This is a genomic window from Streptodolium elevatio, assembly GCF_040649515.1.
Lineage (GTDB): Bacteria > Actinomycetota > Actinomycetes > Streptomycetales > Streptomycetaceae > Yinghuangia > Yinghuangia elevatio.
In genome coordinates, this window is the sequence record NZ_JBEZFP010000042.1 from 1 (window position 1) to 24,418 (window position 24,418).

22 protein-coding genes are annotated in these 24,418 nt (G+C 73.0%); 9 read left to right on the top strand and 13 right to left on the bottom strand.

Annotated elements, in window-relative coordinates:
* Positions 1 to 82 precede the first annotated feature (82 nt).
* A complete protein-coding gene (locus AB0C36_RS17905; RefSeq protein WP_358355094.1) occupies positions 83 to 985 on the bottom strand; it encodes an LPXTG cell wall anchor domain-containing protein in 903 nt (300 codons plus the stop codon).
* A 302-nt stretch (positions 986 to 1,287) separates the two neighbouring features.
* Between AB0C36_RS17905 and AB0C36_RS17910 the strand changes: the two genes are divergently transcribed.
* Together AB0C36_RS17910 and AB0C36_RS17915 are read left to right on the top strand one after the other, a co-directional pair.
* Positions 1,288 to 1,719, top strand: coding sequence for a hypothetical protein (locus tag AB0C36_RS17910; protein ID WP_358355095.1), 432 nt, complete (start codon positions 1,288 to 1,290; stop codon positions 1,717 to 1,719).
* An 82-nt stretch (positions 1,720 to 1,801) separates the two neighbouring features.
* The gene (locus tag AB0C36_RS17915) at positions 1,802 to 2,260 is read left to right on the top strand and encodes a 2,4'-dihydroxyacetophenone dioxygenase family protein (protein WP_358355096.1); all 459 of its coding nucleotides are present in this window, start codon (positions 1,802 to 1,804) and stop codon (positions 2,258 to 2,260) included.
* 22 nt (positions 2,261 to 2,282) lie between these two features.
* On the opposite strand, the gene AB0C36_RS17920 is transcribed toward AB0C36_RS17915, so the two are convergent.
* Positions 2,283 to 3,812, bottom strand: coding sequence for a CynX/NimT family MFS transporter (locus AB0C36_RS17920; RefSeq protein ID WP_358355098.1), 1,530 nt, complete (start codon positions 3,810 to 3,812; stop codon positions 2,283 to 2,285).
* A gap of 79 nt (positions 3,813 to 3,891) precedes the next feature.
* Between AB0C36_RS17920 and AB0C36_RS17925 the strand changes: the two genes are divergently transcribed.
* Positions 3,892 to 4,551, top strand: a complete 660-nt coding sequence (locus tag AB0C36_RS17925; RefSeq protein ID WP_358355099.1) for a FadR/GntR family transcriptional regulator — start codon at positions 3,892 to 3,894, stop codon at positions 4,549 to 4,551.
* 78 nt (positions 4,552 to 4,629) lie between these two features.
* Here AB0C36_RS17925 and bioB read toward each other — a convergent pair whose 3' ends face one another.
* The 3 genes from bioB to AB0C36_RS17940 form a co-directional block, all read right to left on the bottom strand.
* A complete protein-coding gene (bioB, locus tag AB0C36_RS17930) occupies positions 4,630 to 5,721 on the bottom strand; it encodes a biotin synthase BioB (RefSeq protein ID WP_358355100.1) in 1,092 nt (363 codons plus the stop codon).
* A 422-nt stretch (positions 5,722 to 6,143) separates the two neighbouring features.
* Positions 6,144 to 7,403 carry a cation:proton antiporter gene (locus AB0C36_RS17935; RefSeq protein ID WP_358355102.1) on the bottom strand — a complete coding sequence of 420 codons (1,260 nt, stop codon included), beginning with the start codon at positions 7,401 to 7,403 and terminating at the stop codon, positions 6,144 to 6,146.
* 4 nt (positions 7,404 to 7,407) lie between these two features.
* The gene (locus AB0C36_RS17940; protein WP_358355178.1) at positions 7,408 to 7,878 is read right to left on the bottom strand and encodes a cation:proton antiporter regulatory subunit; all 471 of its coding nucleotides are present in this window, start codon (positions 7,876 to 7,878) and stop codon (positions 7,408 to 7,410) included.
* A gap of 294 nt (positions 7,879 to 8,172) precedes the next feature.
* On the opposite strand from AB0C36_RS17940, the gene AB0C36_RS17945 reads away from it, so the two are divergent.
* The 4 genes from AB0C36_RS17945 (at position 8,173) to AB0C36_RS17960 (ending at position 12,337) form a co-directional block, all read left to right on the top strand.
* The gene (locus AB0C36_RS17945) at positions 8,173 to 9,171 is read left to right on the top strand and encodes a HAMP domain-containing sensor histidine kinase (protein WP_358355104.1); all 999 of its coding nucleotides are present in this window, start codon (positions 8,173 to 8,175) and stop codon (positions 9,169 to 9,171) included.
* On the top strand, positions 9,168 to 9,824 hold the full coding sequence (locus tag AB0C36_RS17950) for a response regulator (RefSeq protein WP_358355106.1): 657 nt from the start codon (positions 9,168 to 9,170) through the stop codon (positions 9,822 to 9,824). Before AB0C36_RS17945 ends, AB0C36_RS17950 begins: the two co-directional genes overlap by 4 nt.
* A 161-nt stretch (positions 9,825 to 9,985) precedes the next feature.
* Positions 9,986 to 11,137: a glycosyltransferase family 4 protein gene (locus tag AB0C36_RS17955; protein WP_358355108.1), complete on the top strand. Its 1,152-nt coding sequence runs from the start codon at positions 9,986 to 9,988 to the stop codon at positions 11,135 to 11,137.
* A 114-nt stretch (positions 11,138 to 11,251) separates the two neighbouring features.
* Entirely contained in the window at positions 11,252 to 12,337 is a 1,086-nt protein-coding gene (locus AB0C36_RS17960) for a DUF2804 domain-containing protein (protein WP_358355109.1), read from the top strand.
* A 72-nt stretch (positions 12,338 to 12,409) separates the two neighbouring features.
* On the opposite strand, the gene AB0C36_RS17965 is transcribed toward AB0C36_RS17960, so the two are convergent.
* The 6 genes from AB0C36_RS17965 to AB0C36_RS17990 all read right to left on the bottom strand — a co-directional run bounded on the left by AB0C36_RS17965 (position 12,410) and on the right by AB0C36_RS17990 (position 18,437).
* Positions 12,410 to 13,462 carry a cupin domain-containing protein gene (locus tag AB0C36_RS17965; RefSeq protein WP_358355110.1) on the bottom strand — a complete coding sequence of 351 codons (1,053 nt, stop codon included), beginning with the start codon at positions 13,460 to 13,462 and terminating at the stop codon, positions 12,410 to 12,412.
* Between the two features lie 130 nt (positions 13,463 to 13,592).
* The gene (locus AB0C36_RS17970; protein WP_358355112.1) at positions 13,593 to 14,342 is read right to left on the bottom strand and encodes an SDR family NAD(P)-dependent oxidoreductase; all 750 of its coding nucleotides are present in this window, start codon (positions 14,340 to 14,342) and stop codon (positions 13,593 to 13,595) included.
* On the bottom strand, positions 14,342 to 15,091 hold the full coding sequence (locus AB0C36_RS17975; protein ID WP_358355114.1) for a TetR/AcrR family transcriptional regulator: 750 nt from the start codon (positions 15,089 to 15,091) through the stop codon (positions 14,342 to 14,344). Before AB0C36_RS17975 ends, AB0C36_RS17970 begins: the two co-directional genes overlap by 1 nt.
* A gap of 3 nt (positions 15,092 to 15,094) precedes the next feature.
* Positions 15,095 to 16,075, bottom strand: a complete 981-nt coding sequence (locus AB0C36_RS17980; protein WP_358355116.1) for an NADPH:quinone oxidoreductase family protein — start codon at positions 16,073 to 16,075, stop codon at positions 15,095 to 15,097.
* Complete coding sequence (locus AB0C36_RS17985; protein ID WP_358355117.1) at positions 16,075 to 17,115, bottom strand: SDR family NAD(P)-dependent oxidoreductase; 1,041 nt, start codon at positions 17,113 to 17,115, stop codon at positions 16,075 to 16,077. The genes AB0C36_RS17980 and AB0C36_RS17985 overlap by 1 nt, the downstream gene beginning before the upstream one ends.
* A 26-nt stretch (positions 17,116 to 17,141) precedes the next feature.
* Complete coding sequence (locus tag AB0C36_RS17990) at positions 17,142 to 18,437, bottom strand: acyl-CoA dehydrogenase family protein (RefSeq protein WP_358355119.1); 1,296 nt, start codon at positions 18,435 to 18,437, stop codon at positions 17,142 to 17,144.
* An 83-nt stretch (positions 18,438 to 18,520) separates the two neighbouring features.
* On the opposite strand from AB0C36_RS17990, the gene AB0C36_RS17995 reads away from it, so the two are divergent.
* Positions 18,521 to 20,074 carry an MFS transporter gene (locus tag AB0C36_RS17995; protein WP_435839065.1) on the top strand — a complete coding sequence of 518 codons (1,554 nt, stop codon included), beginning with the start codon at positions 18,521 to 18,523 and terminating at the stop codon, positions 20,072 to 20,074.
* Positions 20,075 to 20,209: 135 nt separating this feature from the next.
* On the opposite strand, the gene AB0C36_RS18000 is transcribed toward AB0C36_RS17995, so the two are convergent.
* Complete coding sequence (locus tag AB0C36_RS18000; RefSeq protein ID WP_358355121.1) at positions 20,210 to 21,004, bottom strand: hypothetical protein; 795 nt, start codon at positions 21,002 to 21,004, stop codon at positions 20,210 to 20,212.
* 334 nt (positions 21,005 to 21,338) lie between these two features.
* On the opposite strand from AB0C36_RS18000, the gene AB0C36_RS18005 reads away from it, so the two are divergent.
* A complete protein-coding gene (locus AB0C36_RS18005) occupies positions 21,339 to 23,477 on the top strand; it encodes an MMPL family transporter (protein ID WP_358355122.1) in 2,139 nt (712 codons plus the stop codon).
* Here the strand turns inward: AB0C36_RS18005 and AB0C36_RS18010 are convergent.
* Positions 23,450 to 24,352: an aminoglycoside 3'-phosphotransferase gene (locus tag AB0C36_RS18010; protein ID WP_358355124.1), complete on the bottom strand. Its 903-nt coding sequence runs from the start codon at positions 24,350 to 24,352 to the stop codon at positions 23,450 to 23,452. The genes AB0C36_RS18005 and AB0C36_RS18010 overlap by 28 nt on opposite strands.
* Between the last annotated feature and the right edge of the window lie 66 nt (positions 24,353 to 24,418).

The window sequence follows — 24,418 nt, forward strand, 5'->3', positions numbered from 1 at the left end:
CGGGTGATTCCGACCGGGCCGACGCGGTGTCCCGGCGGCCACGCGTCACGCGCGCGCCGCCGGTTCACCGGGCGTTGCCTGTTCAGGCGGGCGTACCACCGTTGTTGCGGCGACGGTTCCAGAACAGGACCCCCGCGCCACCGACGAGCAGGACGCCGGCGGACGCGCCGATCATGACGGCGGCGTTGTTGTCACCGCCGGTGTCCGCGAGGGCGGGCGGGGCGGTCTCGGTCGTCGGCGGAACCTCGGGCTGACCCACCGGAGCCTCGGTGTCCGTCGTCGTCGGCACCGGAGCGGTCGACGTCGGCGGCTTGCTGGTCGAGGTGCTCGGCGAAGCGCTCGCGGAGGTCGGAGGCTTGCTCGTCGCGGGCGGCGTGGTGGTGGCCGGCGCGGTGGTCGGCGGCGTCGTGGTGGCGGGCGGCGCCGTGGTGGCCGGCGGGGTGGTGGCGGGCGGAGTGGTCGGCGGCGTCTCGCACTTGTCGCCGCCGTTCCACGCCGTGATCAGGTCCTTGGGGAACTTGGCGTGGGGGTAGCGCGGCAGGGGCTCCTGGACGCCGTCGTACTTCTTGCCGTTGCCGTACAGGTCGATCTGGCCGAAGCACTCCGGGGCGTACTTGGAGACGTCGAGCTCCGCCTGCTTCTTCCCCTTCCGCAGCGTCGTCGTGTCCCAGCCGAGGAAGGCCTGGGTGCCGGACGTGGCCCAGGTGGGGCCCTCGGCGGAGTAGGACGCGAGCGAAACCGCGTACTCGCAGGAGTTCTTGACCTCGGTCTTGAGGCGGACCTGGATCTTGGTGACCGGGGTGGCCCGGTTTATGCGGCCGTCGCTGGTCCAGGTGTCTCCGCCGTCGAGCGAGTATTCGACGGCGGCCTTCTCGCAGTGTTCGCCGGTCGCGTAGGCGGGGGCGGTCGCGACGACCGGCAGGCCGAGGGCGACGGCTCCGATGCCGGCCGCGCTCGATATGTACTTTTTAGTGCTGCGTCGCACAGGAAACTCCGGGGATCGGCGGGCGCTCGACGAAGAGCGAACGCCGCACCGGTGCGGGTCCGGGGGGTGGCAACGTGGCCGGAAACGGCCGTCCGCTCAGCGCACCGGATTATTCCGTGTCACGCGCGCACCGCAAGCCCCAGAGGGCGCATTGCGGAAACTGGACGAATACCTGCGTGGTTGAAGGCGATTCGTCCCCTCGCCGCCGCGTCGCGCGCCACGCCGCGGGGACGACGAAGCGCGGACCGCCGAGCGCCCTCGTGTCGTTGTTGTCGCGACGCGGCCGATCTATGGTGTTCGCTATGCCCGGCACACCCTTCATGTCCGTCCTTTCGGAGGACGAGATCGCCGCGGTGGCGCATGCGGCCGTTGCCGACCTGGCGCACCGCCTGACCCGGTCCGCTTTCCGGGATCCCCGGGACCCGGACGCGCCGCACGACGAGGCGGTCCGCCGCGACGCGCTCGCCGAACTCCGCGTCCTGATGCACATCCAGCGTGCCGTCGAGGAGCATATGCAGGACGCCGCCGCGCTGGCCGCCGACGCGGGCGCGGGGTACCCGCAGTTGGGCAACGCGTGCCGCATCACGAGACAGGGCGCCCGGCGGCGTTGGCCGGGGATCCTCTCCGCGGCACCGGGGCACCACTTGGCACCTCATCTCCCGCAGGCGTCGCCGCGAGCGTCGGGCGCCTCGGGCGTCTCGGGCGCGTCGGGTGCACAGGGCCGCGTCGGCTGAGTCGGCCGGACCGGCTGAACCGGCGCGTGTGCGGCCGTTCTAGAGTCGGACGCGGGGCGGCGCGGAGACGAGGGGCTTAACGGTGATACCCGAAGCGGCACACGTGGGTGTGGAGGACGTCCCCTGGGTCGAGAACGTCGCGTACCCGGGGACCATGATGCGGCTCCTGCGCGCGGACTTGGCCGAGGGCACATACGTCATGGCCGGACGCCTGCCCGCCGGCTTGGAGGTGGGCACCCACCGGCACATCGGCGCCGTGCACATGTTCACGCTGTCCGGGGCGTGGGGCTACCGCGAGCACGGCTTCGTCAACCGCGCGGGCTCCTATCTGTACGAGCCGCCGGGCTCGACGCACACGCTTTTCGTGCCGGCCGACAACGCCGAGGTCACCGAGACGCTGACGATCGTGCACGGCATCACCGAGTACCTGGACGCGGACGGCAACGTCGTCGCGGTCTCCGACGCCGCCGCGAACCTGCGCGCGTACTACGAGAGTTGCGAGGCCGCCGGACTGCCGCGGCCGACCGGCATCCTGCGGTAGGCCGCGGCCTCGCCGCCCTCCGTCAGGCGGTCACGACCGGCCGCAGTTCGTCCTCGATCTGGCGGTTGCGGCCGGCGCGTACGCCGAAGAGGATCTGAGGGACCATCAGGGCCGCCATGAGCGCGATCGGCAGGTCCCACGAGTCGGTGTGCTGGTAGAGCACGCCGACCAGCAGCGGGCCCGGGATCGAGATGAGATAGCCGACGCTCTGCGCGAACGCCGACAGCCCGACCATGCCGGCCGCCGACCGCGCCCGGAGGCCGATCATCGTGATCGCCAGCGGGAACGCGCAGTTCGATATGCCGAGCAGGACGGCCCAGGCCCAGGCGCCACCGGCGGGGGCGAAGTAGAGCCCGGCGTACCCCGCGAGCCCGAACGCGCCCAGGGCGGCGACCAGAACTCCCTGGTGGGGCAGGCGGCTTGCCAGACGCGGGATGACGAACGCGAGCGGTACGCCCATGACCATGGTGACCGCGAGCAGTACGCCCGCCTGACCGGCCGAGACCCCGGCGTCCCGGAAGATCTGCGGCATCCAGCCCATCGTGATGTAGGCGGCGGTGGCCTGGAAGCCGAAGTAGCAGGCGAGCGCCCACGCGGTACGGCTGCGTGCGACCCCGGGAGCCCGCTCCGCCGGTGCGTCGCCGTCGGTGGACGTGCCGTCGACGGATTTGCCGCCGACGGATTTGCCGTCGCCGGAGGCGCCGGAGGTGGTTGCGCCGGCGGGAGTCGTGCCGGATGCGGCAGCGGTTGCGGGCGCGGGCGCTTCGCGGCGGTCACGTCGGGCCGCGCGTACCACGGGCACCCACGGCACCACCGCGACGGCGGCGAGCGCCGCCCACACGCCCAGGCCGGCCCGCCAACTGCCGCCGAGGGCATCGGTCATGGGCACCGTCGCGGCGGCGGCCACCGAGGTGCCGATGGCCAGCGCCATCGAGTACAGGCCCGTCATGCTGCCGACCCGGTCCGGGAACCAGCGCTTGACGATCACCGGCAGCAGGACGTTGGTGAGCGCGATGCCCGCCAGCGACAACGCGCTCGCGGCGAGGAATGCGACCGTGCCGCCCGCGAAGGGGCGGATCACCATGCCGGCGGTGACCGCGACCATGCCGGCGCACACCACGGCGGCGGGGCCGAAGCGGCGGGCGAGGCGCGGCGCGGTGATGCCGAACACCGCGAAGCACAGCGGCGGCACGGAAGTCAGCACACCGGCGACCGTCCCGCTCATGCCGAGGCCGTCGCGGGTCTCCTCGAGGAGCGCGCCGAGGCTGGTGATCGCGGGCCGCAGGTTGAGGGCCGCGAGCACGATGCCGACGGTGAGGACCCCGGCGAACCAGGTGGGGAGCGGCGAGTCTTGCGGCCTGGCGGAAGTCCCGGGCGGTTGCGGGGCCCGTACGCCGCCCTGGCGCGGCAGCACGGAGGCGGCCGCGGCGGGGCCCGGGCCGGAGTCCTGAAGGTCTGCCGGAGCGTGGTCGGTGCGTATGCTCTCGGGCCGGCGCGCCCGCGCGTCCGGCTCCTGGGCGCGGCGCGGCGACGGGCTCTCGTGGTGGGACATGACTGCCATCATAGAATCATGGGATGATTGGCTGTCCAGTTGACCCCGGCTTGCTTCGGTGTCGCACCGAAGGAGTGGCATGCCCCTGACCTCACCGCGACGCGCGGCCCTCTCCGACCAGGTGGCGGCACAGTTGCGGGCGCAGATCACCTCGGGCGAGTGGCCGGTCGGGTCGCGCATCCCGACCGAGCCGGAGCTCGTGGAGCAACTCGGCGTCGCGCGCAACACGGTCCGCGAGGCCGTCCGGGCCCTCGCGCACACCGGGCTCCTGGACATCCGGCAGGGGTCGGGCACCTACGTGCTCGCCACCAGCGAGCTGTCCGGCGTCATGCACAGGCGGTTCGCCGACGCCGATCCGCGCCACGTCGCCGAGGTACGCGCCACGCTGGAGTCGACGGCGGCCCGGCTCGCCGCGACCCGGCGTACCGACAAGGACCTCCGGCAACTGGACACCTGGCTGGCCCGCCGGGCCACCGCGTGGTCGTCGGGCGACGCCGAGGCGTTCGTCACCGCGGACGCGAGCCTGCACATGGCCGTCGTCGCCGCAGGCCACAACGACGTCCTCACCGAGCTGTACGCCGACCTCGGCGCCCTGCTCCGCGACTGGCTGCGCGACGACGTGGGCACGGACCTGGCCACCGACGAACCGATGGACCACACGCGGCTGGTCGAGGCGATCCACGCGGGAGACGCGGAGCGGGCGGCGGCGGAGGCGGCGTCGTACCCCTACCACTGCTGAGCGGGCACGGCTGCTGAACGGCGCCGGTGCCGCCCGGCCCGCCGGCGCCCGTGTCGCCGCCGGGCCCGCGGCTTGCGGTCACGCGTTCGGCGGTGCCTCGGTTCCCGCACCGCGCAGTCGCAGCGCAACGAGGTCGGCGCGCCCCGCCGCCTCGGACGTGTCCTCGTCACGACGTCCCGGGAGCGTCGCGGCGCCCGTCCCCTCCACCTCGAACCCGGCGTCCGCGATCATGTCGAGGTCGGCCCGGCCCGACTGGCCCTCGCTGGTCAGGTAGTCGCCCAGGAAGATCGAGTTGGCGATGTGCAGCGCGAGCGGCTGAAGGGTCCGCAGGTGGATCTCGCGGCCGCCGGCGAGGCGTACCTCGACGTCGGGACACACGAAGCGCACCATCGCCAGGATCCGCAGGCAGCGCTGCGGGGTCAGGTCCCAGCGCCCCTCCTGCGGCGTTCCCTCGAACGGGATCAGGAAGTTCACCGGCACCGAGTCCACGCCCAGCCCGCGCAGCGCGAAGGCCACGTCGGCCAGGTCGTCGTCCGACTCGCCCATACCGGCGATCAGCCCCGAACAGGCCGACAGCCCCGCGTCGTGGGCGCGCCGCACGGTATCGACGCGGTCGGCGAACCCGTGGGTGGAGCAGATGTCGGAATAGACCTCCTCCGAGGTGTTGAGGTTGTGGTTGTACGCATGCACGCCCGCCTCGCGCAGCCGCTCCGCCTGGCCGCCCGACAGCAGTCCCAGACACGCGCACACCTCCACGCCCGGGCTCTGCGCCTTGATGGCGGCGACGGTCGAGGCGACGCGCTCGACGTCCCGATCGGTGGGCCCGCGGCCGCTCGCGACCAGGCACACCCGCTTGGCGCCCCCGGCGGTCCCCGCGGCGGCCGCGGCGGCCGCCTCCTCGGGGCTCAGCCACGTGTACTTGAGGATGCCGGTCTCCGAGCCGAGGCGCTGCGAGCAGTACGTGCAATCCTCCGGGCACAGGCCCGACTTCAGGTTGACCAGGTAGTTCAGCTTGACCCGCCGCCCGAACCAGCGGCGCCGGACCCGCCCGGCGGCGGCCACCACGTCCAGGAGTTCGTCGTCCGCGGTCGCCAGCACGGCCAGTGCGTCGGCGCGGTCCGCGGAAGCGCCGCGCGTCCCCTTGTCCACGAGCCTGTCCAGAAGATCCATGCCACGATCCTCCGCCGCGGCTCACCGGGGACCAATGACCGAACCGCACAAGGCTTTTGCGTCGAACTTTGCACACCCCGGCAACACTGTAGGCCGACGACCAGGTGCACGCGCGCAACCCACGCGCCCGGACGGGCCCGGCGGCACGACTCGCGGAGAGCACCCGAACGGCGGTCGGTCGGGGGCCTGCGGTCGCGCCTTGCCGACGACGGCGGTGACAGGCGACGGCCAGGACGATCGTGATCGCTCCGCACATGGTGATGGGGCGTGCACGCGTACTCCGGTGCCGGAGCAGTCGACACGGTCGATGACGCCGTAGGCACGAGTTCGCGGCCGCGCCGCGACGGCTTCGCCCGCCGTCCGGGGGGCCGACGACGGGGGCGCTGTGGCGACGTGGCGTGGCCGGCGCCGGAACCGGGGGATCAGTCCTGGGTGCCGTCCTTGTCCGGGTCCGGGGTCGTGGAGACCGGGGTGGGCGGGACGTCGTCGAGGGCGGTGCGCGGGGCGACGACGGAACGATTCTCTGCGGTGCGGTCCGCGAACCTGGTGCCGACGACCTCGCTGTAACGGGCCGTCAGGGGGCCGATGACCACCAGGATCAGTACGTACGCGGTGGCCAGCGGGCCGAGCTTCGGCTCGATGCCCGCGGTGACCGCGAGACCGGCGATCACGATCGAGAACTCGCCGCGCGCGACGAGCGTGCCGCCCGCGCGCCAGCGCCCCTTGACCCCGACACCGGCTCGTTTCGCGGCCCAGTAGCCGGTCGCCACCTTGGTCGCCGCGGTGACCAGCGCCAGGGCGAGCGCGGGCAGCAGCACCGGCGGAATGCTCGCCGGATCGGTGTGCAGGCCGAAGAAGACGAAGAACACCGCGGCGAACAGGTCCCGCAGCGGGCTCAGCAGCGTGTGCGTACCCTCGGCCACCTCGCCGGACAGGGCGATGCCGACCAGGAACGCGCCGACCGCGGCCGACACCTGGAGCTGCTGCGCGACGCCCGCGACCAGCAGCGTCAGGCCGAGGACCACCAGGAGCAGCTTCTCCGGGTCGTCGCTGGAGACGAAGCGCGAGATGAGCCGCCCGTACCGGACGGCCACGAACAGCACGAGGGCCGCCACGCCGAGGGCGATCGCCAGGGTCAGGCTGCCCTGCGCGATGCCGACCCCGGCCACCAGCGCGGTGACGATCGGCAGGTAGACCGCCATCGCCAGGTCCTCCAGGACCAGGATGCTCAGGATGACCGGCGTCTCGCGGTTGCCGACCCAGCCGAGGTCACCGAGCACCTTGGCGATGACGCCGGACGACGAGATCCACGTGACGCCAGCGAGCACCACCGCCGCGACCGGGCCCCAGCCCAGCAGGAACGCGGCGAGCGCGCCCGGAATCGCGTTGAGCGCGAAGTCCACCAGACCTGCCGGGTATTGCGTCCGCAGGTTCGACACCAGGTCGCTGGCGGTGTACTCCAGACCGAGCATGAGCAGCAGCAGAATGACGCCGATCTCGGCGCCGATGGCGACGAACTCCTCGCTGGCGCCCAGCGGGAGCAGGCCGCCCTCGCCGAACGCCAGTCCGGCGAGCAGGTACAGCGGGATGGGAGAGAACTTGAGGCGGCCCGCGACCCGGCCCAGCAGGCCGAGCGCGAGGATGATGGCTCCGAACTCGATCAGGAAGACCGCGGAATGCACCGGGTCACTCCCGTCCGAGGATCGAGGCCGCCGTGTCCACGCCCTCGCGGGTGCCGATCACGATCAGGGTGTCGCCCCCGGCCAACCGGAAGTCCGGGGTGGGGGACGGCACCGCCCCCGAACGCCGCAATACCGCGACTATCGACGCGCCGGTCTCGGTCCGCATCCGCGTGTCCCCGAGCGTCCGGCCGTTCCAGTGGCTGTGCCCCGACAGTTCGATCCGCTCGGCCACCAGCCCGAGGTCGGTGGTGTGCAGCATGTTCGGGCTGTGGTGGGCCGGCATCAGCGCGTCGATCAGCGACGCCGCCTCGGCGGCGGTCAGGCGCAGCGACTGCGCGCACGCGTCCGGGTCGTCCGCGCGGTACACGCTCACCGTGCGAGCGCCGTCCCGATGGGCCACCACCGAGAGGTGCCGGTGTTCGCGCGTGGTGAGGTCGTACTGAACGCCGATGCCGGGCAAAGGCGTGGTGCTCATCCGCGGGGCAGGCACGGATGTTCTCCTTACTCTCCGAGTGGCCGTCCGGGTGGACGACGCGTCATGCTGCCATCCGCCGAGGTGCGGGGGACATGGGTGCCGGCACGGATGGACACCTGCTCCGATGATCCGGAAAAATGCCCCGGGAGGTATGGTCGCGACGCTGTTCCCGCAGGCCGGGTCCGTACCGGAGCCGGTCCGCGGCGCCGGGCCGCGCCTCCCGTACGCCGGGCCGGACGGCCCGCCCGCAAGGTCGGCCGCGGCCTTCCGAGAACCACCGGGAAAGGCGAGACCGTGTCGCTGTTCTGGCGGATCTTCCTGCTCAACGCCGTGGTCCTGGTCACCGCGGCCCTGCTGCTGCTCGGCCCGGTGACCGTCTCGACGCCGGTGCACCTGGTCGAGGCCCTGGTCATCGTCGCCGGACTGATCGCGATGCTGGTGGCCAACGCCCTCATCCTGCGTATGGCGCTCGCCCCGATGCGCCGCCTGACGCGCGCCATGACGGCCGCCGACCTCCTGCGCCCGGGTGCCCGCCCCACCGCGACCGGCCCCGCCGAGATGGCCGATCTCACCATTACCTTCAACAGCATGCTCGACCGCCTGGAGGCGGAGCGGGCGGGCAGCAGCGCACGCGTGCTGTCCGCGCTGGAGGACGAGCGCCGCCGGATCGCGCGCGAGCTGCACGACGAGGTCGGGCAGACGCTCACCGCGGTGCTGCTCCAGCTGAAGCACGCCGCGGACCACGCCCCCGAGGCGACGCGCGGCGACCTGGTCGTGGCCCAGGAGACCTGCCGGGACGGCCTCGACGAGGTCCGGCGGATCGCCCGGCGGCTGCGACCGGGCGTACTGGAGGAACTGGGGCTGCCCAGCGCGCTGCGGGCGCTGGCCGCCGACTTCACCACGAAAGGCCTTGTCATCCGGCACGAGATCGGCGCCGACATGCCCCCGCTGGGCGCCGACGCCGAACTCGTGCTGTACCGCGTGGCACAGGAAGGACTGACGAACGTGGCTCGGCACTCCGGGGCGGACGAGGCGGTGCTCGCGCTGGCGCGCACCGCTTCCGGCGGTGTGGACCTGGTCCTCCGCGACAACGGGCGGGGACCCGGCGGCGCGGCCGAGGGCGCGGGACTGCGCGGCATGCGGGAGCGCGCGCTGCTCATCGGCGCCCGCCTCGGGGTCGGGACGCGGCCCTCGGGCGGGACGGTCCTGCGCCTGTCGGTGCCGCCGCCCGCGGAGTTGCGCGCGGCGGGGGCGCGGGCCGCGTCGGGGCGTACAGCCGGGAGCCGGGCGTGACGGAACGGCCCACTCGCATCCTCCTCGCCGACGACCACGCGCTGGTACGCCGTGGCGTGCGGCTCATCCTCGACAACGAGCCGGATCTGACGGTGGTCGCGGAGGCCGCGGACGGTGCCGAGGCCGTCGCGGCGGTCCGCGGCGGCGGCGTCGACCTGGCCGTCCTGGACATCGCCATGCCCCGCAAGACGGGGCTCCAGGCGGCCCGCGAACTGGCCCGGCTGCGACCCGCGCCGCGCGTGCTGTTCCTGACCATGTACGACAACGAGCAGTACTTCTTCGAGGCACTCAAGGTCGGCGCCAGCGGGTACGTCCTCAAGTCCGTCGCCGACCGCGACCTCGTCCAGGCCTGCCGGGCCGCCGTGCGCGACGAGCCGTTCGTCTACCCGGGCGCGCTCAACACCCTGGTCCGGCACTACCTCGACCGCGGCGGAGACGGCGGCGCGCTGCCCGAGCGCGCGATCACCGACCGCGAGGAGGAGGTGCTCAAGCTCGTCGCCGAGGGCCACACCTCCAAGGAGATCGCCGAACTCCTGGTCATCAGCGCCAAGACCGTCGAGCGGCACCGCTCCAACATGCTGCAGAAGCTCGGCCTCAAGGACCGGCTCGAACTGACCCGCTACGCAATCCGTGTCGGGCTCATCGAGCCTTGAGCCGTACGCCGCCCCGGGGGGAGGGCGCCACCGCGACGTGGAACCACACGCGCGGGTGGAGTGCGGCCATCCGATCGAGGGCGCGTCCGCTGCCCGGCGCTGTCCCCCCTCCGGGACTCGTGCAGCATGAGGGCGTCTGACAGGTTGGTGGGGTGGGTGGGGTGCACGACCGAGCGCGGCTGCGCGTTCTGCTCGCGGTGGACGATCTGCGGATCGGCGGCGCGCAGGACCAAGTGGTGGGGTTGGCGGTGGCCTTGGCGGAACGCGGCCACCGTGTGGTTCTGGCCTGCACGGAAGGCGGGGGCCGGTCCGCGGAACGGCTCGCCCGGGCGGGCGTGCCGGTGGTGGTGCTGGGGCGGCGTCATGTCGCCAAACGGCTGAGCGTCTCCTTCGCGGTGCGCATCGCGCGCATGGCGAGGGCGGGCGGCTTCGACGTGGTGCACGCCCATGTGCACGCCGCATCGATGGCGGCCGCGCTCGGCGGACCGCTGGTCGGGGTCCCGGTGGTGGTGACCGAGCACAGCATGGCGTCGTGGCGCGGCCGGATCGCCTGCGCGTACAGCCGCCTGCTGTACCGCAGATGCGCACTGGTGCTGGCCGTGTCGCCGCAGATCCGGAACCGCCTGTGTACGAGCGACCGGGTGCTGCGCGGCCGCGTGCGCGTCGTGGGCACGGCGCTGTTCGGGTCGGCGCGGGCCGCCGCCCCTGGCCCCGAGCGCACACCCGAGTGCACATCCGGGCGGCCCGGAGGTCCGGTGGTCGGCGTGGTCGCGCGCCTGCGGCCGGAGAAGGGCGTGGAGTTCTTCGTACGCGCCGCCTCGCTCGTCGCCGACGCCCACCCCGACGTGACCTTCAGCGTCGTCGGCGACGGCGACCAGCGGCACCGCCTCGAAGGCCTCGCGGCCGGGCTGGGACTCGGCGGCCGGATGCGCTTCCACGGGGAACGCGCCGACGGGGCCAGGGCGGTGGCCGCCGCCGACGTCCTGTGCGTGCCCTCGCTCACCGAAGGCGCGCCGCTCGTGGTCCTGGAGGCGATGGCCGCCGGAGTGCCGGTGATCGCCAGCGCGGTCGGTGCCGTGCCCGACCAGCTCGACGGCGGCCGGGCCGGGATCCTGGTGCCGCCGGGCGACGTCAGTGCCCTCGCCGAGGCGCTGGACGGCCTGCTCGCCGACGGCTGCGAGCGGGCCCGGCTCGGCCGCTCGGGGCATCGGCGTCTGCGGGAGCTGGGTTCGGCGGACGAGGTCACCCGGGAGGTCGAGGCGGCGTACCGCGCGGTGGTCGGCGCAGCGGCAGGTGGCAGCCCCGGCCGGTGAGCCCCGGCACGGCCAACTGTCCCATCCGGTCCGGCGGGAAGGACAGGAGCCGGGACACCCTGGCGGATCGGTGCCGCGCCTTGCCCCCGACATGCCGGTGGGTAGCCTGACCCGATGACATCGGGGGAACGAGAGATCACCGGCCCGGTCGACCTGTGCCTGGCGGACGGCCGGCTGAATCCCGGGGCCGTGGGCTGGTCCCGGACGCCGCTGCACCGCGCGAACCTGCGCGGCTGGGGGCGCACCAAGCGCTGGGAGTACTGGTGCGTCACGACACCGACGCACCTGATCGCGCTCACGGTCGGCGACCTGGACTACTTCCGCGTGCATGCCGTCCACTTCCTGGCCTACGGCGGGTACGAGATCGAGCGCACCGACGTCGTCCCGCCGGTGGGTGGAGCCGCCCGCCTGCCCGAGACCATCGCCGGCGCACCCCTGTTGCACGCAGCGCCCGGCGCGACACCCGACGCCTTGCAACAGGACACCGATGTGGTCGTCGGCCCCGAGCGCCCGACGGGCGGCCGGGTGCGGATCGAGATCCGCCGCGAGGAGGCCGGAACACGGCTGCGGGCGCGGTGCGTCACCCCGGAGCGGCAACCGCTGGAAGCCGACCTGCTGGTCGCGCACCCGGAAGGCCACGAGACGATGAGCGTCGTGGTGCCCTGGAGCCCACGGCGGTTCCAGTACACCTCGAAGCACGTGGCACTGCCCGCGACCGGCCAGGTCCGGGTGGGCCGCGACGTGTACGCGTTCGGCGACGACGCGTGGGGCACGCTCGACCACGGCCGGGGCCGCTGGCCGCGCCGGGTCGGATGGAACTGGGGTGCGGCGGCGGGGCGTTGCGGCGGGCGTACGGTCGGCCTCCAACTCGGCGGCAAGTGGACCATCGGTACCGGCGCCACCGAGAACGCCCTGTGCGTGGACGGCCGCGTCACGAAGATCGACCAGGAACTGGACTGGCAGTACTCCACGGCCGACTTTTTGGCGCCTTGGACTGTCCGCACTCCGGGATCCGACCAGGTCGACCTGGTGTTCACGCCGTTCCACGACCGTAGGGCGCGTACCGAGATCGGGCTGTTCGCGAACCGCACCGACCAGTGCTTCGGCCGCTACTCGGGCAGCGTGCGCACCGACCACGGCGAGTACGTCGTCGTCGACAACCTGCTCGGCTGGGCCGAGGACGTCTACATGCGCTGGTGAGGGCCGCGCGCGGGACGACCGCCCGCGCGCGACCGCTGCTCACCCTCGGGCCCTGTCACCCCGCGGCCTGTGTCACCCGCTCGTGACGGCGAGCATCACCGAGACCAGCACGGCGGGTTCGGCGCCGACCGGGCGCCAGCGATGCCGGGTGCCGCGCTGGACCACGGTATCGCCCGCACCCAGGACGACGGCGGACGTTGCGTCGGATTCCTCGGCCCCCAGGGCCAGTTCGAGTGAACCGGACACCACCACGCCGACGTCGATCGTCTCGGTCGTGTGCCACCCCGCCTCGCCGGGATCGTGCCCGGCCGCGAGCTCCACCCTCCGGAACGCCGCTCCGCCGCCGAGGGGTTCGAGCGCCCACGGCACACCCTCGGGTACCCCGGCGAAGCCCTGCCCAGGGTTGCCGAGCGGGCCGCCGGTCTGCCACAGGTCGTACAACGCCACGCCGGCGGGCGGGAAGGCGGGGGCCGCGGCGCCGGACAGCGCGGCAAAAGAACGCCCGTCCGCGTCCGCGCCGGTGACCAGGAGTCGGGGCGCGCCGTCGCGCGGCTCGGCCGTGGGGGCGATGTGGGCGTCCGCGGGGGCGTCCGCGGTCGGCCGGTCGGACGCCGCGGCCTTGGGGTTCGGCGACAGAAGTACGGACAGGAAGGTGCACGGCCTGTCGCCGACCACCCGCCAGCGGTGCCGGGTGCCGCGCTGGACGACCGCGTCACCGCTGCCGAGGGCGTGCTCGCCGTCGTCCAGGCCCAGGACGATGTGCCCGTCGAGGACCACCATGAGGTCGAGCGTCTCGGTCCGGTGCATGCCCGGCTGCCCGGGATCGTCGCCGGGAACGCGCAGCCACGTCTCGTCGAGCGGGGTCCCCGGCGCGGCCGCCGGGAAGCGGATCAGGCGGCACGCGACCGCACCTTCCGAGGGGAACGACCCGCGCAGCGCGGCATCGGGCTCCCCGCCGTCGTCCGCGGTGCCCGGCGCCCCGGTCAGCCACAGCAGTTCGGAAAGGCCGTGGCCCGTCGGCGACGCCACGGTGACCGGCGGCGTGCCGTCGGCCGCGACGACCGGCAGGCCGTCCCGGTGACCGGTGACCACGCGGCGGACCGGGAAGGGGTGGGGCACGGGCACACTTGCCTCCGGCACGGGACGTCCTCTCTCACTGACGGATCGTCAGGTCTATCAGGCGATGCCTTTGGGAGCCAGGTGGGCACGTGTGCAGCGTCGGAACCCGGCCGCAGCGCCGCCGCGGCTGCCCCGGTCAGCCGCCGTCGAGGGTGATCAGCTCCCCGTTCAGGTACGACGACGCGTCGCTCGCGAGGTAGAGCGCGGTGCCCACGATCTCCTCCGGCGAGGCGATCCGGCCCAGGCTGACGCGCGCCGCCATGTCCGCCTGCATCGGCTCGGTCGGCAACGACTTGTGCAGGCTGTCGGTGTGGAACATGCCGCACACGATGCTGTTCACGCGGATGCCGCGCGGGCCGAACTCCTGTGCGGCGGCCTTGGTGAGCGCGTTCTGCCCGGCCTTCGCGGCGGCGTACACGACGGTGAACGGCGAGGGGTGCAGCGACGCCTTGGAACTGATGTTCACCACCGACCCGCCGCGCGGCATGTGCGCGGCGGCGAGCGCGGTCAGCCGCAGCGGCCCCTTCAGGTTGACGGCCATCGTCTTGTCGAACAGGTCCTCGGTGACCGCGTCGAGCGACGGCGGGACGGGGGCGATGCCGGCGTTGTTGACCAGGACGTCGATGCGTCCGAACTCCGCGACCACCGCCGCCACCAGCGCTTCGCACTGCGCCCAGTCGCCCACATGGCACGCGACGGCGAGGGCCTTGCGCCCCAGGGCGCGTACCTCGGCGGCGACCTCCTCGCACGCCTCCTGCTTGCGACTCGCCACCACGACATGCGCACCGGCCGCCGCGAAGCCGAGAGCCATCGCACGGCCGAGGCCCTTGCTGCCCCCGGTGACCACGACGACCTTGTCGTCCGCGCGGAGTGTGGGGATGTCCATCAATTCGCTCCAGTTGTCGGGCCGGTCGGGCCGGTCGGGCCGGTCGGGTCAGTCAGGCCAGTCGGGTCAGTCGACTCGGCCGAGGCATCCGTCGCTGTCGTGCCGGTCGAGAGCGAGTCCGTCCCGGTCCCGGTCGGCCCCGTCCGCCCGTCCGCCCCCGCGTCGCGGTCGATGCCTTCGACGAGGTAGCGGATGTGCAGGCCGAAGAGGATGTCGGCGTCCTCCGCCGACACGCCACCCGGATCGCCTCCCGCCCGGGCCGCGCGGCGCGGACGGCCTTCCGGCGGAGGCGACGCGCCCGACTCCAGGGCCACGAAGCCGACCGTCGCCCACATGATCAGCCGGCAGGCACGAACGGCGGTGTCGCCCGGCAGCCCGTCGCGGCGCATCACCTCGACCAGAGGCCGGGAGGCCTCGACGTACGCCTGCCGCCGCGGCGACACGATCAGCCGGCTGTCGCGCACCTGCCTGAGCCGGGCCCGGAGTTCGGCGGCCCAGCGCACCGCGTACGCGGCCCACCGCTCGTCGGCCGCCACCTGCGGCGCCACGTCGGCCAGCAGCCGGTCCGCGATCGCCTCCACCAGCGCCTCCTTGTTGCCGATCCGGCTGTAGAGCGGCACGGGCGACACCCCGAGGCGCGCCGAGACACTGCGCATGCTGACCGCGTCGAGGCCCTGCTCGCCGAGGATCTCGATCGCCGCCGCGACGATGCGGTCCGCGTCGAGGTCGAGGTCGGACGGTTTCGCCATGGTTCAGGTGCCTCCGAGAACGAGCTTGCCGACGACGCCCCGGTCGGCGACGCGCCGGAGGCCGTCGGGGAGGTCGTCGAAGGGTATGGTGCCGGTCACCGCGCTCCGCAGCTTTCCGGCGCCGAGCAGCGCGGACAACTCGCCGTGCACGGCCTCCAGTTCCGCGCGCGTGTAGCCGCCGGCGAACACCCCCACCAGGGAGGCGTTGGCGACGACGAGCTGGTGGGTCGGAATCTGCGCCCAGGAGCCGCCGGCGAACCCGACCGCGAGGTGGCGGCCGTCCCGGGCCAGCACGCTCGCCGCATCCGCGGCCAGGGCACCGCCGACGGGGTCGTAGACCGCGTCGACGCCGTGTCCGCCGGTGAGTTCGCGCAGCGCCGGGGCGATCGGCCCGGCCCGGTGGTCGAGTGCCGCCTCGGCCCCCAGACGACGGCAGTACGCCGCGCGTTCGGCGTCCCCGACCACGGCGACGACCCGGGCGCCGAGGGCGGCACCCAACTGCACGGCGGCGATGCCGCTGCCGCCCGCGGCGCCGAGCACCACGAGCCACTCCCCGGCGGCGACGCGGCCCCGGTGCACGAGGCCGGTCCAGCCGGTCAGGTGCGGGATCCAGAACCCGGCCGCGTCGGCGTCGCCGAGCCCGTCCGGCACCGGGAGTACCGAGCCCGCCGGGGCGAGGCACTCCTCGGCGAACGACCCGTACCCCTCCGTGAACGCGGTCACCGCCATCACCCGGCTGCCGAGCGGGACCGCCACACCGGTGCCGACCGCGGTGACCGTCCCGGCGACCTCCTGCCCCGGGGTGAACGGCAGGGCGGGCGTGAGGGGATAGCTGCCCCGGCACATCAGGACGTCCGGCAGACCGATGCCGGCCGCCGCGACCCGGATCCGGACCTGGCCGGGACCGGGCCGCGGCTCGTCGACAGTCACCAGCCGCAAGGCGTCGACCGGCTCTCCGTGGGACACGACCTGCCAGGCGCGCATCACTGCCCCCTCGACACGCTGTCGGCCCCGACTCCGGATGCGGCACCGGTCGTCGGGGCACCGGTGGCGGCATCGGAAGAGGCATCGGGAGAAGCACCACCGTCCGCCGGGCCGAAGTCCCGGTCCATCTCGTCGGCGAACAAGAACCGGGCGGCGTGCGCGAAGTCGCCCGAAGGCGGTGGCAATGACGAGCCGCCGCACACGCCGAGCAGTTGGCCGGTGATCCACGAAGCCTGGTCCGAGGCGAGGAACACCACGGCGCGGCCCACGTCGGCCGGGTCGCCGAGCGGGCTGTCCGCGCCGGCGGCCAGCGGTGTCCCCGCCCGCATGATGGCCAGGTTCTCGGGCGTGGTGGCCGCCGCGGCGGACTCGGTGGCCATCCAGCCCGGGCGTACGCCGTTGACGCGGATCCCGAAGCGGCCCAACTCGGCGGCCGCGCACCGGGTGAGTTCGTCCACCGCGGCCTTCGACACCGAATAGCCGTTCATGAACGCGGCGGGGCGCGCGGCGGAGATCGACGACACCGTGACGATCGCGCCGCCGCGGGTACGCATCAGGCGGGCGGCGTGCTTGACGGTGTGCGCCGTGCCGAGCACGTTCACACCCAGTGGCACCATCCAGTGCTCGGTGGTCAGGTGCAGCAGCGAACCCGGCATCGCGGTACCGGCGTTCGCGACCGCGATGTCGAGATGGCCGTCTTCCGCGGCGGCGGCCTCGGCCGCCGCCGCTATGCGCGACTCGTCGGTGACGTCCGCGTCCACGGCCCGCACTCCGGGGAGTCCGGCCGCCGCAAGTTCCGCGCATGCCGCGTCCAGGACGCCGGCGTCGGGACCGCAGATCGTCACGCGCGCCCCGGCCGCCGCGAGGGCGGCGGCGATTGCCTTGCCGATGCCCGTACCGCCGCCTGTGACCAGCGCCGTGCGCCCGGCCAGCGACAACACCGGGGGAGCAGGGCAGACCGCCGGGGGACCGGCGGCGGGGGAATCGGCCGGGGGAGTGCCGACCGCGGGGGACTGCCGCGGGTCCGTGCGTTCACTCATCGGATGCCTCCGTGGATGCCGTGGCGTCACGCGATGCCTGCCGCCGCCCGGAGTTCGGCCCACTTGAGCTCGGCGGCCGGGCGGCGGGACGGGATGTGCTCGGACGGCCAGCCCTCGACGGGCGTGTGGCGGGCGAGCAGCGTACGGGCGAGGACGGACTTGTGGAGCTCGTCGGGGCCGTCCCCGATGGGGCCGAAGCGCGTCGAGCGGTACCACGCCTCGACGGGCAGGTCCGAGGAGTAGCCGAGTGCGCCGCAGACCTGGATCGTGCGGTCGAGCACGGCCAGCACGACCTTGGACACGTGGGCCTTGACCATGCCGAGTTCGGCGCGCACCGGGCCGGGGCCGTGCCGGTCCATGCGCCATGCGGTCTGGAACGTGAGCAGCCGGGCCGCCTGGATCTCCATGTGGGAGAGCGCGATGTAGTCCTGGACCATCTGGTGGCGGCCGAGGATTTGGCCGTGCGAGGTACGCGAGACCGCGCGCTCGCACATGATGTCCAGCGCCCGCTGTGCCTGCCCGAGCCACCGCATCGCGTGGTGGATCCGTCCCCCGCCGAGCCGCTGTTGGGCCAGCACGAAGCCGTCGCCGGGTGCGCCGATCAGGTGGTCGCCGGGCACCCGGCAGTCGCGGAAGACGATTTCCGCGTGGTTGCCCGGTCGGCCGTACGCGACGTCCGGATGCGCCATGGTGCCGATGTCGCGCACGATCTCCATGCCCGGGGTGCCGGCCGGGACGACGAAGACCGACGCGTGCCGGTGCGGGCGCCCCTCCGGCGTCGTCTCGGCGAAGACCAGGACGATGTCGGCCACCGACGCGTTGGTGATGAACCACTTGCGGCCGTTGAGGACCCAGTCCTCGCCGTCGCGCACCGCGGTGGTGCCGATGACGGTCGGGTCGGCGCCGGCCAGGAACGGTTCGGTCAGGGCGAAGGCGCTCGATATCTCGCCGCGCAGGTTGGGCCAGAGCCAGCGCTCCTTCTGCGCGTCCGTCGCACCGTGGGCGAGCAGTTCCATGTTGCCGCTGTCGGGGGCCTGGACGCCGAAGACAGTCATCGACATCATGCAGCGCCCGATGATCTCCGACATGAGGGCGAGCTTGAGCTGCCCGAAGCCCGCCCCGCCCAGGCGGGGGTCGAGGAACGCCCCCCACAGGCCGCGCGCCTTGACGCGGTCGCGGAGGTGCTCGCGTACGACACGCCATTCGTCGGCGGGGAGTCCGTCGAACACCGGTTCCAGGGGGATCAGCTCGTCGTCGACGAACGCGCGCATCCAGACGAGGTGTTCCTCGAACTCCGGTTCGGTCTCGAAGTCCCACGCCATGCCTGCCCCCTTCGGTCAACGACTCGCGCCGGGGATGAATAACACCGTAATTACAGCGTCATTGCAAGCATGCCTTGGTTGGGATGTATAGATTCATCCTGTTTGTCCGATACGACGTCAAGAGATCGTCGGACGTGAGGAGAACGGTGGGCACCGACGCGCTGCGCCAGGAGGACATCACCGTCGTCGACACGAAGACCGTGGACACCGCGGTCCGGGCCACCATGCTCGGCAACGCGATGGAGTGGTACGACTTCGGCATCTACGCCTACATGGCCGTCACCATCGGCCACGTGTTCTTCCCGTCCGGCAACGACACCGCGCAAGTGCTGTCGTCCTTCGCGACGTTCGCCGCCGCGTTCGTCGTGCGTCCGCTCGGCGGCTTCTTCTTCGGCCCGCTCGGCGACCGCATCGGGCGCAAGAAGGTGCTCGCCACCACCATGCTGATGATGGCCGGCGGGACCCTGAGCATCGGCCTCATCCCGAGCTACTCCACGATCGGCTTCGCGGCGCCCACCCTCCTGGTGCTGTTCCGGATGGTCCAGGGCTTCTCGGCGGGCGGCGAATACGGCGGCGCCAGCACCTTCATCGCGGAGTACGCGCCCGACCGGCGCCGCGGCTTCTACGGCAGCTACCTCGAATTCGGCACGCTCATCGGCTACATCAGCGCGGCGAGCCTGGTCACGCTGCTCACCGCGCTGCTCGACGACAACCAGATGGAGGGTTGGGGCTGGCGCATCCCCTTCCTGCTCGCCGCCCCGATCGGCATCGTCGGGCTGTACCTGCGGCTGCGGCTGGAGGAGTCCCCGGCGTTCACCAAGGTCCTGGAGGCGCAGGCGGCGAGCGGCGCGAAGTCGGACGGCGCCGGGGAAGGCGGCAGCGGCGGCAACGCGGACGGGAAGGCGAACGGCAGATCCGGCGGTGGATCGGACGGTACGCCGGACAAGAACCCGGAGGCCGGCTCGTTCCGCGAGTTCCGCCGCATCTTCACCGAGCAGCGCACGCCGATGATCCTGTGCATCGCGCTGGTGGCGGCGTACAACATCAACGACTACATGCTGCTGTCCTACATGCCGACGTACCTCTCGGACACGCTCGACTACGACGAGACGCACGGCCTGCTGCAGATCGTCGTCGTCATGGTCGTGCTGCTCGCCCTCATCCACCCGCTCGGCGGGCTCACCGACCGCATCGGACGGCGCCCGGTCATCATCGGCGGGTGCGCGGGGTTCATCGTGCTGCCGCTGCCATGCTTCGCCCTGATCCAGGCGGGCGGCCTGGTGACCATCTTCCTCGGCCTGATGATCCTCGGCCTGGTGCTGGTCTGCTTCCTCGCCACCATGTCGGCCGCGCTGCCCGCGCTGTTCCCGACCGAGGTCCGCTCCGGTGCGCTGTCCGTCTCGTTCAACATCTCGGTGTCGGCATTCGGCGGTACGACACCGTTCGTCGCCGAGGCGCTGGTGAGCGGCACCGGCAACGACTACATGCCGGCGTTCTACATGATGCTCGCGGCGGCGGTCGGCATCGTGGCCGCCTGGAAGATGGACGAGACCGCGAGCAAACCGCTGATGGGCTCGCCGCCTTCGGTGGCGACCGAGGAGGAGGCCAGGGAACTGGTCGCGGCATCGAACCCGTAGTTCGGACCACGCCGGCCAAGCTCGCCGCCGAGCCCGCGGATCCGCCCGGTGAAGGGGGACTCGCGGGCCCGGCAGCTCGCCTGCCGGCGGGCTCGGTGGCCCGGGGCGCGTGTTGCGCCGGCCGGACGGCGCGCGTCAGTCGGCGAGTTCCCGCAGGTTGCCGATCTGGGCCTGGATGAGGTCGATCGGCGCCTCGGGCTCGCCCGCCCCGGCGGCGTTCACCGCGTTCACCGCGATCATGGTGTCGCCTTCGATGATGTAGACGAACAGGACCTCGACGTTGCCGGCATCGGTCGTGATGGTCATGCGGTACTCGAAGCTGTCGAGGCCGTACATCTCGTAGTCCTCCATCCCCGTCTCGACCTCGTACGTCTTCCCTTCGATGAGCGCGTTGAAGTGCTCGCACTTCTGGTACGACTCCTGCAGGTCCGCGAGCCACTGCAGGTGTTCGGCGTGCGGCTTGCTCATCAGGAGGAACGTGATGTCCGGCAGCGGCCCGGTCGCGAGCGAATCCGGCGTGTACTCGCGGCTCGCGAAGGGCGGCGGCTTGTCGCCGACCGGGTGGTCGAGGAGCACCTGGCACCGTGGGTCGTCGGCCTTGCCGATCGAATTGTCCTCCTCCAGCGGTCGGTTGGTCCGCTCGACCTTGTAGTCACCGCCGATCTCGCCGTCGTCCAGCAGGACCGCGGTCAGCTGCTCGGTGGTCGCGAGCCCGCCGCGGGGCGTGTCGCCCTTGGCCGGACCGTCGGACGCGCCGCCGGATGGTTTGTCGGACGCCTTGCCCGACGGTTTGTCGGATGATGTGTCGGGCGCCTTGTCCGAGGGCTGAGCCTCGGCCGAGAAGCCCGGCTTCTCGCCGAGCAGCGAGTCGGAGCCGTCCTTCTGGCAGGCCGTCGTCAGACCGGCGAGCGCGACGAGGATCATGGGCACGACGGCATGCTTCGCCGCCCGCCGGGACATGGTGGAACGCACCGTGAACCCCCCAGTTTCGGTGTGATGTGGTGCGGCGCCGCGCCCTCCCTGCCGGCCGTACCCCCCTGGTCCGGCCATTTGGCGCAGGTGTCGCGCGAGGCGCCCCGCAGAGCACGGTAGTTGGCGGCGGAGTCCGAGCGCGCCGCTGTTACGAAGCCGATGCACTCGGGGGACCGCGCTCCGCCGTCCGGTCCACTGCGGTCGCGGTCGGCGGTGCGCGGGCCGATCCTGGCGGAAGGGCCCGGTCCACCGGGGCAGGGGCCGCCCGGAGCGCCCCACCGGAGGTCAGGCGATGTTTGCGGCGATCGGCCGATTCGTGGTGCGGCGCGCCTGGTGGGTCGTGGCGCTCTGGGTGGTGGCGGGGGCCCTCGTCGTGGTGTTCGCGCCGAGTCTGAAGACGACCACGAACCAGGCCGACTTCCTGCCCGGCTCCTACGAGTCGGTCAAGGCCCAGCGCCTGCAGAGCTCCGCGTTCCCCGTCCACCACGGCGGCGCGGTCGTCGTCTTCCAGCGCGCGGACGGCGGCTTCCTGACCGACGCGGACAACGCGACGGTGCAGCGCATTTCGGGTGACCTGACCGCGGCGCACATCCCCGGTATCGCCTCGATGACGCCCGGCCCGACCTCGCCCGACCGCCTCGTGCAGGTCGCGAAGGTCGTGATCCCCACGGCCGGGGATCCGGGCGCGGAGAGCAGCAAGGACGCGATCAGGGGCCTGCGCGGCGCGCTGGCGGACGCCGCCCGCGGAACCGGTCTCACCGCGGGCGTCGCGGGCCCGTCCGCGACCTCCGTCGACGAGGACGAGGCCGACGAGGACGCCGCGCGTACGGTGGCCGTCGCGACCGTCGTCATCATCCTGGCGCTGCTCCTGCTGGTGTTCCGCAGTCCGGTCGCCGCGCTCCTGCCGGTGGTCGTGATCGCCGGCGTCTACCCCGTCGCGCGAGGCCTGATCGCGTCCGTCGACGACGCCTTCGACCTGACCGCGGGCACCATCACCACCGAACTGCTCACCGTCGTGCTGTTCGGCGTCGGCACGGACTACACGCTGTTCCTGCTCTTCCGCTACCGGGAGGCACTGCGGGACGGGGCCGACTCGGACACCGCGGTACGCCACGCCGTCACCCGGGTGGGCGAAGCCATCGCCTCGGCCGCCGGAGTCGTCGTCGTCGCCTTCGCGGCCTTGACGCTGTCGTCGTTGGGACTGCTGCGTTCACTCGGTCCGGCACTGGCCCTCGCGGTCCTCGTCATGCTCCTCGCCGGCCTCACCCTGATCCCGGCGATCGTCTCGCTGCTCGGGCCGAAGGTGTTCTGGCCGTCGCGCTCGGCGCAGCACCGGCCGGCCGAGGGCGGGGCCTTCACCCGTCTGGGGCAAGCCGTCGCCCGCCGCCCGGCCCGCTGGGCGGCGGGGTCGGCCCTGCTGATGGCGCTGCTCGCGCTCGGCTCCCTGGGCTACAAACCGGACTTCGACCTTGCCGGGATGGCGACCCCCTCGGATGCGCCCTCGCAGGTCGCGACGCGCGACCTCGAGGAGGGGTTCCCGGCGGGCGTCACAGCGCCGACCGAGGTCTACCTGACGGCCACCGGGGCCGCGGCTCCGACGCCGGAGCAGTTGGCCGCGTACGGCGACGCGCTCCGGGTCCCCGGGGTCGTCGCCGTCGAGAAGCCCCGGGTGAGCGGGAACGGCCGGACCGCCGAGTTCGCCGTCGTGCAGGCCGACGCGCCGTCATCCGCCGCCGCGATGGACGTCCTGAGCGACGAACTGCGCCCCGCCGCCCGGCAGGCCGCGCCGCCTGGCACCAAGGCCCTGGTCGGCGGCGCCACCGCGGTGAGCGTGGACACCAGTTCGGCCGTCGACCACGACTACGCCGTCGTCTTCCCGGTCGCGGCCGCCTGCATCCTGGTGATCCTCGGCCTCCTGCTGCACAGCCTCGTCGCGCCCTGGCTGCTCATGCTCTCCGTCGCGCTCGGGTTCGGTGCGACGCTCGGCGCGAGCACCATCGCGTTCCGGCAGTTCGCCGACCAGGCCGGGCTGGTCTTCGTGCTGCCCATCGTCATGTACCTGTTCGTCGTCGCACTGGGCACCGACTACAACATCCTGATGGTGTCGCGGCTTCGCGAGGAGAGCCGTGCGGGACGCGCACCGCGAGAGGCGACCGCGGGTGCGGTGGCCGCGAGCGGACCGGCGATCGCCTCGGCCGGGCTGATCCTCACCGGCACCTTCGCGACGCTGCTGCTCGGCGGCAACGTCACCCTCGTGCAGTTGGGGTTCACGCTCGCCTTCGGCATCGCGGTGACCGCGTTCGTCATGGCGATGCTGCTCACGCCCGCCCTGACCGCGCTGGTCGGCCGACGCATGTGGTGGCCGGGGCACGAGGCCGACACCGCTCCGGACGACCCGGCCGGTCAGGCCATGTCCCACAACAGCCGGTAGTACGCCAGGCGTTCGGCGTCCGGCACGACGCCGTACGCGTCGAGCAGCACGTCCTCGAAGCCCGGGCCGAAGTCCTCGGTGAGACTCCATGCGGCGACCGCGAGATCCGCCCACCGGTCGGCAATACCGAGCGAGCCGAGGTCGACGTGCGCGGCGAAGGTGCCGTCGTCGTGGACAAGGGTGTTGGGCACGCACGCGTCGCCGTGGCACACCACGAGCCGGTCCACCGGCGGCGGATCGGCGAGCCGGGCGCGTGCCTCGGCCGTCGCCAGGTGCCGGTGCTCGGGGAAGCGTTCCTCCTGGCCCTCGCCCTCGGCGATGCGCTCGTCGGCGCGTACCAGGCGCCGCGCCACGCTCCAGTCGAAGGGGCAGTCGTCGACCGGCAGGGCGTCGTGCAGCAGGCGCAGGCCCCGGCCGATGGCCGCCGCCGCGACCGCCGGGGCCGCGGCCCACCGGGGATCCACCGCGGAGACGCCGGCCACTTCGCGGGTCACCAGCCAGGCTCCGTCGGCGTCGCTGCCGTGCTCGACGACGGACGGTACGGCGGCCCAACGCCCCGCCCAGGCAAGGCGCACGGCTTCGCCGGGCAGATCGATCTCGGGGGTGCCCGCGGCCACCCACTTCGCATAGCGGACGCCGTCGGGCCCGCCGGTCAGGCGGAAGGTCAGGCCGCCCAGCTCGTTGCGCCACACGGGCACGACGTCCGTCGCGGCGGAACGGGCGGCGATCGCCGCGACGACGGCGGGGACGTCGGCGCCGACCGCGGCAGACACCTCGGCCGGGACGAGGGCGGAGCCCTCGGCGGGGTTCGCGCCGAGGGCTCCGCGAGTGGTTTCGATGGGGGACTCGGCAGCGTTCTCCGCAGGTGGGGCCATGTGCCCATGATCCGCAGACGGCGCCCGGTTCCCGCAACTGTGTTTCGGGAACCGGGCGCCGGCGGG